At 52.4% G+C, this 12537-nt stretch carries 11 protein-coding genes and 1 pseudogene; 6 read left to right on the forward strand and 6 right to left on the reverse strand.

From position 1 onward, the window contains the following. Window positions 1-4: 4 nt before the first annotated feature. The gene (locus tag K7H94_RS00210; RefSeq protein WP_222951474.1) at window positions 5-3193 is read right to left on the reverse strand and encodes a transporter substrate-binding domain-containing protein; all 3189 of its coding nucleotides are present in this window, start codon (window positions 3191-3193) and stop codon (window positions 5-7) included. Then, entirely contained in the window at window positions 3190-3822 is a 633-nt protein-coding gene (locus K7H94_RS00215) for a response regulator (protein ID WP_215800529.1), read from the reverse strand. The genes K7H94_RS00210 and K7H94_RS00215 overlap by 4 nt, the downstream gene beginning before the upstream one ends. Before the next feature lie 398 nt (window positions 3823-4220). On the opposite strand from K7H94_RS00215, the gene K7H94_RS00220 reads away from it, so the two are divergent. Continuing rightward, window positions 4221-4685: an Rrf2 family transcriptional regulator gene (locus tag K7H94_RS00220; protein ID WP_058758169.1), complete on the forward strand. Its 465-nt coding sequence runs from the start codon at window positions 4221-4223 to the stop codon at window positions 4683-4685. Between the two features lie 12 nt (window positions 4686-4697). Here the strand turns inward: K7H94_RS00220 and K7H94_RS00225 are convergent, their stop codons facing one another. Continuing rightward, the gene (locus K7H94_RS00225) at window positions 4698-5075 is read right to left on the reverse strand and encodes a hypothetical protein (protein WP_058758168.1); all 378 of its coding nucleotides are present in this window, start codon (window positions 5073-5075) and stop codon (window positions 4698-4700) included. Window positions 5076-5308: 233 nt separating this feature from the next. Between K7H94_RS00225 and K7H94_RS00230 the strand changes: the two genes are divergently transcribed. Beyond that, entirely contained in the window at window positions 5309-5707 is a 399-nt protein-coding gene (locus K7H94_RS00230) for a helix-turn-helix domain-containing protein (protein WP_021506873.1), read from the forward strand. Here K7H94_RS00230 and K7H94_RS00235 read toward each other — a convergent pair. The 3 genes from K7H94_RS00235 to K7H94_RS00245 form a co-directional block, all read right to left on the reverse strand. Beyond that, the gene (locus tag K7H94_RS00235) at window positions 5664-6512 is read right to left on the reverse strand and encodes an AraC family transcriptional regulator (protein ID WP_150361093.1); all 849 of its coding nucleotides are present in this window, start codon (window positions 6510-6512) and stop codon (window positions 5664-5666) included. The genes K7H94_RS00230 and K7H94_RS00235 overlap by 44 nt on opposite strands. Before the next feature lie 177 nt (window positions 6513-6689). Beyond that, on the reverse strand, window positions 6690-8213 hold the full coding sequence (locus K7H94_RS00240) for an SIR2 family protein (RefSeq protein ID WP_150361094.1): 1524 nt from the start codon (window positions 8211-8213) through the stop codon (window positions 6690-6692). A gap of 318 nt (window positions 8214-8531) precedes the next feature. Further along, complete coding sequence (locus tag K7H94_RS00245) at window positions 8532-10469, reverse strand: primase-like DNA-binding domain-containing protein (RefSeq protein WP_245001419.1); 1938 nt, start codon at window positions 10467-10469, stop codon at window positions 8532-8534. An 11-nt stretch (window positions 10470-10480) separates the two neighbouring features. On the opposite strand from K7H94_RS00245, the gene K7H94_RS00250 reads away from it, so the two are divergent. The 4 genes and pseudogenes from K7H94_RS00250 to K7H94_RS00265 all read left to right on the forward strand — a co-directional run bounded on the left by K7H94_RS00250 (window position 10481) and on the right by K7H94_RS00265 (window position 12534). Next, window positions 10481-10792, forward strand: coding sequence for a hypothetical protein (locus K7H94_RS00250; protein WP_245001386.1), 312 nt, complete (start codon window positions 10481-10483; stop codon window positions 10790-10792). After that, window positions 10789-11040 (forward strand): annotated as a pseudogene (locus tag K7H94_RS00255) (ogr/Delta-like zinc finger family protein). Before K7H94_RS00250 ends, K7H94_RS00255 begins: the two are co-directional and overlap by 4 nt. 325 nt (window positions 11041-11365) lie before the next feature. Then, window positions 11366-11815 (forward strand): hypothetical protein, encoded by a 450-nt coding sequence (locus tag K7H94_RS00260; protein WP_222951475.1) that lies wholly within the window; start codon window positions 11366-11368, stop codon window positions 11813-11815. Between the two features lie 59 nt (window positions 11816-11874). Next, window positions 11875-12534 (forward strand): HEPN domain-containing protein, encoded by a 660-nt coding sequence (locus tag K7H94_RS00265; protein ID WP_222951476.1) that lies wholly within the window; start codon window positions 11875-11877, stop codon window positions 12532-12534. Window positions 12535-12537 lie beyond the last annotated feature (3 nt).

Consider the following 12537-nt stretch of genomic DNA (forward strand, 5'->3'; position numbering starts at 1 on the left):
ATGTTTATTGCTTTACAACATGATTGAACGGCAGCCAGCAATCAATGGCCAGCTGTAGCTGGTAAATACGCGAGGCCAGGCCAGCCAGACCCACGCTGAGCAGGTCGCCATCGCGCGCATCGACGCAGGCCTGCTCAAGCTGCTGGCACAGCTGATTGATATCTGCTGCATAGATAATTTGAGCTGCCCCGGCCAGCCGGTGCAGCGTGCGTGCCAGCGCCGGCCACTGCTGCTGCGCCAGTTCCTGCTGGGCCTGTTGCAAATCGCGTTGATTCTCTTCGCATACCCTGAGCAGCAGTTTTGCCACCATATCGTCATCGTGGTGCACCATGGCGCGCAGCTGCGGCAACGACAGCAATGCCGGCAGGGTAGCAGGCTGCGCCAGGGCAGCGTTAAGCTGATCCGGATGCAGCGGCTTAAACAGGCACGCATCCATACCAGCCGCGAGGCCGCGTTCGCGCGTCTCAGCCAGTGCACTGCCGGTAAGTCCGATGATTTTGTGACGATAACCACGGCGACGTAACATACTGGTCAGCGTAAAACCATCCATCTGCGGCATATGGCAATCGGTGATTACCGCGTCAATTTGCTGTGTTGCGATGATCTCAGGTGCGAGGTCAGGCTGGCCGATCGCGGTAACACGATGCTGCAGCGCTTCCAGCTGACGGGTCAGCAGCAAACAATTCGCCGGATGATCGTCAACCACCAGGATATGCAGTGCCGGCACGGCGGGCGGCGCACCAGTCGCGCACAGGGTTACCGGCGGCGGTGCGCGACTCGGTAGCGGCAGCGTGACGTGAACCAGGGTGCCTTCACCCGGCTCGCTGTGCAGCCGCATGCTGCCCTGCATCTGTTGCAGCAGCTGCGCGCTGATCACCAGCCCCAGTCCGCAGCCGGTTTGCTGACGGCCGGCTGCGGCCTGCGCAAACGGCTGAAACAGCTGTTGTTGCTCCTGTTCGCTGATGCCAATGCCGCTATCCTGTACTTCAATTTCCAGCACCAGTTCGCCAGCGGCGTTTTGCTCACCGCTGAGATACACCGCCACGTTTCCCTGCGGCGTGAATTTAATGGCGTTGCTGATGTAATTGGCGATCACCTGACGCAGACGCGGCGCATCAACCCAGACTTCAAGATCAGGCAGCGTAGTGTGATAGCTAAGCGTAAGGTTTTTTTCATGCGCCAGCCCCTGATAGAGCTGCAGTACCGGCTGGCACAGGGTCGCGATGCTGTGCCACTGCGGTGCCAGCGTCAGCTGCCCACGCTCAATCTTCGCCATATCCAGAATGTCGCCCACCAGGCCGCTTAATGCCTGTGCCGATTGCCATGCAGTCAGCAGCGCCTCGCTGGCACCGGCCTTACGCGCTTCCAGCGCCAGCAGGCCGATGATCGCGTTGACCGGATTGCGAATCTCATGGCTCACGGTAGCAACCCAGCGGCTTTTGGCCTGATTTTCACGGTCGGCACGATCGCGGGCGATCTGCAATTGCCGCTGCGCCCGGCGGCGGCGGCGGATTTCCCGGCCGCGCTGATACACCCAGAGCAGGCAGGCGAGGGAGACGACGGCTGCCACGCCCGCCAGCGCATAAAATGGCGCGCGATACAGTGGCCAGCTGCTGGCCGTCACCTCGGGCGTACCCTGCCAGCGGCTGGTGAGCTGCGAGATCTCACTGGGTAATATTTCATTCAGGGCTTTATTCATGATGCTGAGCAGCTCGGGATCGCCAGCGTGCACGGCGAAACTGATGTGAGCGGGCTGGGTGCCGACGCGCTGGACAATACGCATCCGTCCGGAAAAATAGCGTTTGATCAGGTAAGCGGCGCCCAGCTGGTTATGCACCATGCCATCGGCTTTGCCTTCCACAACTTGCTGCATGCCGAGACTGGCGTTGTCCACCAGCTGTAGCTGTACTTCAGGATAGTGTTGCTGCAGCCAGCCAATGACCGGGCTGCCTTTCATTACGCTGATACTTAAGCCCGAGTGCAGCGCGACCGGTGCACCCGCGGTAGCGGCGGTAATCAGCACAAACGGCGTGTGCAGCCACGGCTGGGTAAAACGGCCTGGCCACTGCGCGTTATAGGAGAGTGCGGCCACCATGTCGATTTTATGCTGTTGAAGCTGCATCAGGAGCGTGTCTTCGTGATACTCCGGCACGGCGACAAAATTGATACCGGTGCGCAGGTGGATTTGGTGCAGCAGTTCGGCACTGATGCCCTGAAACTGGTTACGCCCATCCAGCAGTGCCAGTGGCGCAAAAAACGGATTAAAACCCACGCGCACGATGCCGTGCTGCTGTAGCCAGCGCTGTTCAGCAGCCGTAAGCGCCAGCGGCTGCTGCAGACGCCAGATGTCCGGGCGCTGTGTCCACTGGCGTGAGATCGCGCGATGCTGCTCTGCGGGGATCGCCGCGATGACGCGATTTATCGCACGCAGCATTACCGGCCTGCGCTGACTGACCAGTAGCCGACTGGCATCCTGCGCGCGTGGGGCGAGAATGTCGGCCAGCGCCAGCTGATTGAGGTAGTTGCGTTCAATTAAAAAGCTGGCGGAGGTCAGATTATCGAGCACGTAATCCGCCTCGCCGGTCGCCAGCGCCGACAGCGCGACGCGACTGGAGGCATAACGCATGATGTGCGCCTGAGGAAATTGCGCCCGGATTACGCTGTCGCTGAGATAGTGCTGGTCCACCGCCAGTCTGACTGGCGCTGCATAAGGCACCGGCTGCATGGCGCGATCGCGCTGGGTCACCACCACCGGTCGGTTGATCAGCAGATTCTGTGAGGCGTCCAGCTGGGCGTTGGAAGGCACAGTGTTCCCGGCTTTGCTAAACAGCATATCAGCCTGGTCGGCAGCGATAGCGGCCAGCGCCGCGTCACGATCGGCGTAGCGCTGCATCTCTATCCGCATGCCGAGTGCCTGGCCTATCAGCCGGGCGTAATCAGCAAATACGCCTTCCACGTTTTTTTCCTCAGATGACATATCAAGGAAGGTGAGATAAGGCGGAATATCGGGCGCCCACAGCGCAATGCGCAGCGTGGGCAACTGACGCAATGCCTGCCAATCGTTCTGCGACAGTTGCGGTATCAGCGGTGCCAGCGGTTCCCGCTCCAGCGGAATATAGAGCTGTGGCATCGGCTGCGCCACCGTGGGGCTGCAGCACAGCACCAGTCCGATAAACATCAGCAGACGGATCATGAGGCTTCCATTTGATTGCGGTGCACGAAAGCAAATAAATCACTCATGGTTTTGCAGTGCAATTTATCCATTAACCGGCTTTTATAAGTGCTGACGGTTTTATTACTGACGCCCATCCGCGCCGCGATGCGCATATTATTCAGACCCTTAATAATGTGATGGAAAACCTGAAACTCCTGTGGTGACAATGATTCAATCATTTTTTTCTCCGCCAGCGTGCTATCCTGCTCCATTTGCTGCATAAAACCGCCCAGCGGGAAATAACCGTAACCACGTTGTGTCACCTGAATAGCACTGACGATCTCTGGCATATCGGTTTTTTTACTGACAAAGCCATTGGCACCGCTGCGCAGGCTCTGCACGGCATACACGTTTTCATTTTTCCCGGAGATAACGATGATTTTTCCTGGAAAACTCTGATCGCGCAACGACTTAACCACTTCAATTCCGTCCAGCGACGGCAGGTCGATATCAATGATGACGATATCCGGCTGCTGCTGCTGAATCAGCGTTACCGCTTCCCGGCCATCGGCGCTTTCGGCCAGCACCGTATGTCCATTTTGTTCCAGCAAATAACGAACGGCCATCCGCGCGATCGGATGGTCATCAACCACAACGACCTGAGCCATAGTTAACCTTTTCCTGATGAGTGAATGACAGGTCAAACTTTAGCCGCTCGTTGAATTTTATATATTGCGTATGATCAAGAACAATAAAATAATTATTTGTAGTCTATGTCCTACAAGATAAATTTAATTTTAAAAGGGAAGGGTTTATTCCGCTCTGGGGCGTTGTCTTTCCTTCTTGGAAATAAATTTTCCCTTTCTGTCACTCAGTTCTTTAATTAATTAACCGATGCCCAATCGCCTTTTCACCGTAATTTCTTTTACTGTGGCGGTTTGCCTTTTCCTATTGGCAGCATGATTAACACGAATGTCTGGTCAGGGCGCCATCCACTCTCAGCCGGGATAAATTGTTGCCGCCAGCGTGGTTTGCTACAGTAGCGGGAATTTCAGAGGAAACGTCCATGCCACGCGATAACCGCCTGTCCCGCTCGCTGCACGCGCTCATTCATCTTGATCGTCACGTTAAACGCGCTACTTCCGATGCCATGGCAAAAATGCTCGGCACCAATCCGGTGGTGGTGCGTCGCATGATGTCGGGGCTGCGTGAAAAGGGGTATCTGGTGTCGGAAAAGGGGCACGGCGGCGGCTGGGAGCTGCGCGCGGACCTGCGCGATATCACGCTACTGGATGTGTACCAGGCTATCGGCTCACCGGCGCTGTTCAGCATTGGCCCGGCGGCCGATCCTTCACCCTGCCTGGTGGAACATGCGGTGGACGCCCGGCTTGACCAGGCGCTGGGTGAAGCTGAAGCGCTACTGCTGCAGCGCTTCAGCCAGATTACCGTGGCGGACATCGCCGACGATTACCTGCAAAAAATGGCCAGCCTTGGGCTGGATCCGCACATCTTTCCGCGCTGCAGCGACTAGCCGGCGCGGCCATTAATCCTGCTTCTGCAATTTGATCTGCGCGTCATGCTTCATCACATGCGTGGTGACGGCGGCCTGAAATACTTTAAACATCATACCGCTGACAAACGTGGTCAGCGTCAGCGTGATGAAGGCTGTCATGATCCAGTCGACCAGCGGCCAACCGCTGTTCAGCAGCGTCGGGTGGTAAATCAGCATCGCGGCAAACACCACCCAATGGCTCAGGCAATAGAAACAGTGAAACAGATGGCCGAGTGAGGCGTGTTTGCGTGCGGTCCAGGCGCGCAAACCTGCAAACAGTTCGGTCTGCGTCATGGTCATCGCGATGCTGGCTGAGGCCAGCGCAATCGCCAGGCACACACCCGTGTCAGAGAGTAAAAAGGCATGCATAGATTTTCTCCTTTGTGACGATTGGCGCAGCGGAAAGAACTGCGGCTTATCTATCATGTAACTTACAATATTACATGATGTGCGCTGGCGCAACAGCGTGTCCTCCCCGCCAGAGTAGTGACATGTAAATTGGCGAGTTATCGCTATTTATTGGCTTTATACGCAAACACAGCCAGTCGTCCTGTTTTTACAATGTCGCAGATTGAGTCGCACCACGGCATCAGGAGGAGAGGATGGATATTCACGCAGCCTTTATGCATCAGCTGATGATGTGGATAGAGGCGAATATTGAACAAAAGCTCATGCTGGAGACGGTCGCACAGCGGGCCGGTTATTCGCAGTGGCATCTGCAGCGGCTGTTCCGCAGCTACACTGGCGTGGCGCTGGGAGCCTATATCCGTGAACGTAAGCTAACGGCTTCCGTCATCACCCTGCTCAGCAGTAATACGTCGCTGATGCAGATTGCGCTGCAGTTTGGCTTCGATTCACAGCAAACCTACTGCCGCACCTTTCGTCGTATGTTTGACCTGCCGCCCGGCGCGTTTCGCCGCAAATACCGGCACAGCCTGCCACCGATTGACGGTCCGGCTAGCCTGCTGATGCTGCATTCGCAGAGTCGGCTGGCGTCGTAAAGTATTTGCCTGGCGTTGAGCCGAAGGCGGCGCGAAACGCGCTGATATAGCTGCTGACGCTGTCGAAGCCCACCTGCCAGGCAACCTGCTGCACGCTGTGGCCTGCCGCCAGCCCTTCCAGCGATTTCAGCAGGCGCGATACCTGACGATATTTACTCAGGCTCATGCCAACCGCGCTCGACCAGTGGCGACTCAGGCTGCGCGCGCTCAGACCAGCCCACTGCGCCAGCTCCGGCCCGGTGCGTGTATCAGCCGGATCGTCCATCAGCAGGCGCGCAATCTGCCGCAGACGCGGCTCTTCCGGCAGCGGCAGGGTGAGTTCCTGCGGCGTGGATTCGTACAGTTCATCAAGAAAGACCTGACCCAGCCGGGCATAGCGCGCGCTGCTCCACAGTTCAGGCTCCAGCACCGCCAGCCGTTCAGCCAGCGGCTCCAGCACGGTCGGGCAGGAGAGCAGCACCGGCCGATCCGGCAGCGGCGCGGCCAGCGCTTCGTCAATCAGTACCGTCCAGCCCAGCACGCGCCCCGGCCCGACAAGGGCATGGTCAAACCACGGCGGAATCCAGCCGACCAGCCGCGGCGGATTAGCAAAAATGCCCGACGAGGTGTTCACTGTCATCAATCCCTGGCGCAGACAAAACAGCTGACCGGCGGCATGACGATGCGTGCGTCGCTCGCGATCCAGCTCCTTCGACAGTGACACGGCAATGACTTTGGGCGCATCCGGTCGCAGCAGCCGCTGGCGCAGCTCTTCCTTACGCGGATCGCCAGAGAACGGAAGGTTGTCGGATGGATGGATGAGCATGGCTGGACCTGAGTGATGAGTGGCGGAAGATCACAGGAGTCTACATTGAATCATAACTATATGATTTAACTTTGGTTAAATATTTTCACTATGTTTAATTATACATTTTCATATACACATCTTACCTGCTGTGGGGTGTTAATGACTTGCTAACACCCCCTAATCAGCTACTTGAAGTCAAATAAATCTATATTTAAGCCAATCATAGAAAGAGATTAATTTTCTGAAGAAATATTTATTATTAGAAGATATAAGTCTATCATAATTTTCTCGGATGAATTGCGCAATAAACTCAGCATCAGGCTCAGGATGTAATGGGGCCAGTGATAAAAATGCGGATTCACTTGCTGCATCGTAAAAATCATTAAATGTCATACCCTGATACTTAACGAAGTCTCTGGGCTTTCTGCTCGCGAAGACATCTGGAAAATCTCTTTGGATATATTGGTCTAGCTTTAAGCCAGATTTCTTATAATCCTCTAATGTTCCTATATTCATTTTTGATAGATATTTGAATACTGGGATGAACTTGTAGTTATATTGTTTTACAGTGATTGTTAGGATTTTCTCAGGTGAGAAATTCTTATTATTTAATGCAACGTCCTCGAATAAATCTTGCACGGTTATAGCCCTATAACCAGTATCTCCTAGCTTTCCAATAACACCTATCCCAAAGACGATCTCAATATCCTTTTTATCTTTTATGTTATCGTAGTCAACTACAGCTATCTTATTCTGTGGGTCTTGACTTTGGACTATTTCGTACACTTGTTCTTTACAAAATCTAAGCACACGTGCCGGTAATTTTCGTTCAAAATTATGAATGGCTTGATAAACCAATGAAAAATTCTTTGTCTTAACTATTTTGACTGGAACCTGAACGTCATTAAAATGAAGATATGACGTCTCGATTACGGCCCCTGTAGCAGGTTCATCTTTATCAATAAATATTAGATTACTTCTTAATTTTTCTAACTTTTCCGTGCCGATGCATAATGATATTGATTTAAGTAATGCGCGAATATTTTCATCTGTTATTGAATATCCAATAAATACAACAGGGTGCTCAACAAAAATTGTTATTAGCTTAGAGGCCAGATAAGCATTTTTACTATTATAATCTCTATAGTCAGCGTCAGTAAGAATCATTGATTCAGGCTTTGAACCACATCCATGTATTTTATATATTTCACCAATGCTATAGGTGTTTGAAAAAAGTAGTTCCTCTTGACCAATGTACGTTGTGTAGTCAGGGAATAAATGTTCAATCAAAAGATCCCAGTTTGTAGTAATTATCCCGTCAACATCACAGGATTTTAGTATTTCAAGTTCATCGTTAAGATCAAGATCTTCTTTTCGATCTTCTGTTTTTTCTATTAGATATCTACTTATTTCTATTCTTAAAGGAGACGATTTATCTTTGACTATATTTGAATGCTTTTCTCTGCTTTCTTTATAGTTGTCGCTACTCCACCATAGGTCATGGAAATCTTCTGCGATTAATAATGCAGAACGTGCTATGTCACCGTTCGCGCTGCTTTTATAGTATTCATACGGCTTACCCATAACACAAAATTTATTGAGTAAACCTTGCCAGTCTTCAAGCCCCATATATCTTCTGGAAAAGCCTGAACCTAGAAACAAGAATGGTCCCGAAGCTCTGTTTATAAATAATTGGTTAAGTTCATTTTCAATATCCATGTGTATTCACCTTAAATATACAAAGACACACTAACTGACGAACATTATCTATGTTGAACGATTATCCTTAATTTGTACTTTTTTACAATGATATCCCTCTTAGCTTATGTAGCTTTTGGTCTGGATGATTTCTCAGAATGGTAAAAAAAATTTAAGTAAAAAGTGTTCACACTGTTCACTTTTGATTTTAATTATTTTAAATCAGTTAGTTATACGGTGAAGAGCTAAGGGCTGCGTGTACACTTGTGTTCATATTGAGTGATCACTCCGGGCTGAAACGTAAAAAACCGGCCTGAGCCGGTTCGTTTGCTGCGGGGGTTACTGACTGCACGCGGGCAGCCAGTCGGCTTCGCTGTCCTCATGCAGCGTGAGATTGGTCTGGACGCCGTTATTCGTCCGGCGTTTCAGCAGGATGCGCTCACACTCCTTCAGCGTCTGCGGCACCGCCTGACCGGATGCGGTCAGGCTGAGCGGGTGCTGATGGCCGCGCGATTCCATGAATGACAGGTAGGCATGGTACAGATATCGCTTCGGATTCAGCGGGCGGATATTGGCGTTCCCCATAAACAGGCCGGTCGCGGTACTTATCGGCATCAGGTAGGCGCAGAAATCGACCAGCGGGTCAGCCTGGCGTTTAATTTCCAGCGCCTCGCCGGACGTCTGCTGCGCCTGTAGCAGCGCGCGGGCCTCCTCCGGCTGACTGAAGCGCTGCATCAGATGACGAACAATGATGGCCAGCTCGGTACTGATTTTGTCAAGCAGCTGCGGGTCACGTTCTTTTGCCGGTATCACTTCCGGGAACGTCAGAATTGCCCGGCGGCGTGACACACCGCCGCTGCGGTCGCTGAAGCGCATAGGATTGTTGTTCACCGCCAGAATGACCGCCGGAATGTGCGTTGAATAGGCGTCACGGTATTTCGGGTCGATTGCCACCGCATCGCCGCCAGTAATCGCCTTGATGCCCGCGCCGTCGCCGCTCCATTTCTCCTGGTCAGGCAGGATAATCAGCGAGAAGCCCACCACGCTGGCGCGCTCGCGGGAGGATTCCAGCGTGTCGATGGTGGCGGACGTGGTGTTGTCTTCTCCGGCCAGCAGAGTGGCTATCGAGGCCATGACACTTTTACCGCTGCCGCCGGGGCCGTTGACTTCGAGAAACATCTGCCAGTCATAGCGGTTTGCCAGCACCATAAATAACGCCGCGAGAATGCGCTCCTGCTTGTCGTGATTATGCCCAGCGGCCCGCGTTAACCAGCGCCAGAAAGCCGGGGCGTGGTCTGCGGGGTTTTCACCAGGACGCGGCGCGGTGTAGTCCACGCTGTTGACGGTGCGCAGCCTGTGCTCGCGGCGGTGCGGGCTGAAGGTGCCTGTTGTGGTGTCATACACGCCGTTACGGAAGCCAATCAGGCGGCGGGAAGGTTCTCCCATCTGCTGCACCATCAGTTTGAGCGTGTCCAGCACGCTGCCGATACCGGCAGCGGAGAATGGGGCGCGCACCTTCTGAAACAGCGCGGCGATTTCCCGGCGCAGCGTCTTCGCCTCCATCACCTGCCATGCGCAGTTCTCATAGCGGCAGATTTCCTCCCCGTCCGGCGGCACGGCCAGCGCCTGCCCGTAGTGGGCGACCAGCAACTCGGCTTTCTGGCTGGCGCTCATGGCCTTCAGGTCGGCCTCGCTGACGGATTCAAACGGGCTGAGCGACTTCGGCTGCGTGAAGGCGGTGAGCTGCGCCAGCGTGGCGATATCGCCCTGCGCCTGCCACACGTCGTTCCAGTCACCCGTAACCGGCGGCAGTGCGGCTTTCCCGCCACAGTCTTTCGCCGCTTCCTCTGCCTTTAACTGGCCGGTGCCGTTGTCGTCACGGTCGGCGGCAATCAGCATCAGCGCGCCGGGGTGTGACTCACGCAGCCGCATTGCCAGCGCGGGCAGGTTGTTGGCGCTCAGCGCCACGTAAACCGCCTGGCCGGTCAGCCGGTGCACGGTCAGGCCGGTGGCATATCCTTCAGTGAGCCACGGCGTTTTGCCGTCCGGCTCGCCTGCCAGCCAGTACGTGTTTTTCACCTGCCCGCCGGGAAGGGTGCGCTTGTCGCCTGCGGCGCTGATGAGCTGCACGTTAACGGGTGAGCCGTCTTCACCTGTCAGGGGGATGAGCACATCCCCCGCGGCAAAACTGATGCCACCACAGCGCTGCGTATCAGCAAGCGTGAGCGTCTGCGTGCCGTGCAGCCCTTTGGCTGAAAGATGCGCACTGGCAGTCAGCCCTGCGCAACGTGAGTCCGTCGCTGCTGTGGTCCATTAAGCTGCGTATCCGGCGTGAAGAACTGTCCCCGACGTTAGCCGGTGACGACCGGGATGCGATTCAGGACGTGGCTTATCTGGTTGGTGAAGCGCTGACGCAGGCGGCTGCGGCCCTGCCGGGCAGCGTGATGAAAGAGGCTCCGCTGCTGGAGAATATTGGTCTGAATCGCCCGCCGCTGATGGGTATTGATATGGAGCTTTACCGCCATCCTATGCGTCGCCAGAAGCTGGCTGAATCAATCCGGGCGCAGCGTGCAAAGCTTCAGGAGGGCAACCAGAAATGATGCACTGCCCTTACTGCAAAAGCGCGGCGCACACCAAATCGAGCCGCTGTATGTCAGAGCAGGTGTAAGAGCGTTATCACCAGTGCACTAAACTGGACTGCTCCTGTACTTTTAAGACGAATGAGAGCATTACAAAGGTTATCACCGCACCGCCACAGCCGGAAAAAATACCGGCACCACCACCGGAACCGGCAAGAGAACGTCAGACGCTGGGCCGTTATGGTTCTGCATTCCGCCAGGTTCATTAATGCCGCACTGCCGCTGCTACACCAGCGGCTTTTTTGTGTCCATCTTTTCTCTTCCAGAAGCCTTTTTTCTGACCAGCCGCTTTGTAAAGAGTGATGCATGCATAGCGTGCATGGATTTACATGAAAAAACATGCACCGCTTTTCCCCGTTCAAACCATACCGGGTGCGGCCCGGCCCGCATCATGCACCTGCATGAAAAGCGATGCATAAAGCGGGCAGGCGTGGCGGGGATAGCATTGCGCGCGAATGTAAAATGTAGTTTGATAACGGGAGTATTTTGTACTTGATGCTAGGATATGCATTATATGTCGAGGCTGGGGATTAAATGAAAGTAGAATATTTGGTCACTATTGAATTAAAAAATTCTTTTTGTAAAACGAAAAAATCCTTTTTGAATTTCCTTCAGTCGGATTCTGATATAAGCCTTTCTGGTAAGAAAGCTAAGTACATTGGAAATGAGTTCGATATTGAAGTAGTTGAAGAAAATACACCTTCTGAAAAATACAAAATTTTTCACCTTAAGCTGGCAAGTTCTTCTGATGATTTAGAATTATTTTCTGCTTTTTTAAGAGTCATACGGGGCTTGCTTAACCTGGCGTCGAATAACAATATTCAGACGCTATGGGATGATGTCAGTTATAGTTATTCGCGTAAAGCATACCCAATCATTCATGAGTTAGAAAATCTCATGAGGAAGTTAATCACTAAGTTTATGCTGACTAATGTTGGTTTAGGATGGTCTGAAACGGCAATTCCAGATGAGCTAAAAAAATAAGAAGAGATAAGAAACAGCAAAGCTCAAATAACTATTTATATGATGCTGACTTTATACAGTTGTCTACATTTCTTTTTGATTCATATAGAACTCAAGATTTAGATGGGCTTATCCGCAAAATTAAAGATCATGATGGAGATTCTATACCCATTGATGACGTAAGAGACTTTATACCTAAGTCAAACTGGCAGCGTTATTTTCAGAAACATGTGGATTGTGAAGAGAGTCTGCTTAAATCGAGGTGGGATAAATTATATTTAATTAGATGTAAAGTTGCACATAATAATTTCTTCGAAAGAAATGATTTCGATATGCTAATACAAATGAGCAGCGAAATTAAGCCTATTATTGAAGGGGCAATATCCTCCTTAGAGAAAATTACTGTACCGGAAGAGGAAAGGGAAGAGTTAGCAGAGAATGCTGCGGTAAGTACAAACTACAGAGTGGGTGAGTTTTTACTAAATTGGCGTGCTTTAGAGAAGAAAATTGGAGATCTTGCTGTTAAAGCTGGAATGCCTAAAGAAAGAAGTTATTTAAATATAAAGCCAACTGCACGAGAGCTTAGGGAGCGACAGCTTATTGGAGAGTCTATATATGAATCCATTGTTAACTTATCCCAAGTTAGGAATGTAATTGTACACTCTCAAGGGTTTGAATTGAATGAATATGACTTGGAATATTATATCCAGAACCTCAAGAGTGTAATAAATAATATCTAGTTT

The sequence above is a fragment of the Pantoea dispersa genome, from assembly GCF_019890955.1.
Taxonomy (GTDB): Bacteria; Pseudomonadota; Gammaproteobacteria; order Enterobacterales; family Enterobacteriaceae; genus Pantoea; species Pantoea dispersa.

Excerpts from the sequence above, each read along its gene's own strand:
- K7H94_RS00240 (WP_150361094.1), bottom strand. The coding sequence starts at position 8,213 with ATGGATATTGAAAATGAACTTAACCAATTATTTATAAACAGAGCTTCG.
- K7H94_RS00220 (WP_058758169.1), top strand. The coding sequence starts at position 4,221 with ATGCCACGCGATAACCGCCTGTCCCGCTCGCTGCACGCGCTCATTCAT.
- K7H94_RS00215 (WP_215800529.1), bottom strand. The coding sequence starts at position 3,822 with ATGGCTCAGGTCGTTGTGGTTGATGACCATCCGATCGCGCGGATGGCC.
- K7H94_RS00230 (WP_021506873.1), top strand. The coding sequence starts at position 5,309 with ATGGATATTCACGCAGCCTTTATGCATCAGCTGATGATGTGGATAGAG.
- K7H94_RS00210 (WP_222951474.1), bottom strand. The coding sequence starts at position 3,193 with ATGATCCGTCTGCTGATGTTTATCGGACTGGTGCTGTGCTGCAGCCCC.
- K7H94_RS00235 (WP_150361093.1), bottom strand. The coding sequence starts at position 6,512 with ATGCTCATCCATCCATCCGACAACCTTCCGTTCTCTGGCGATCCGCGT.
- K7H94_RS00260 (WP_222951475.1), top strand. The coding sequence starts at position 11,366 with ATGAAAGTAGAATATTTGGTCACTATTGAATTAAAAAATTCTTTTTGT.
- K7H94_RS00225 (WP_058758168.1), bottom strand. The coding sequence starts at position 5,075 with ATGCATGCCTTTTTACTCTCTGACACGGGTGTGTGCCTGGCGATTGCG.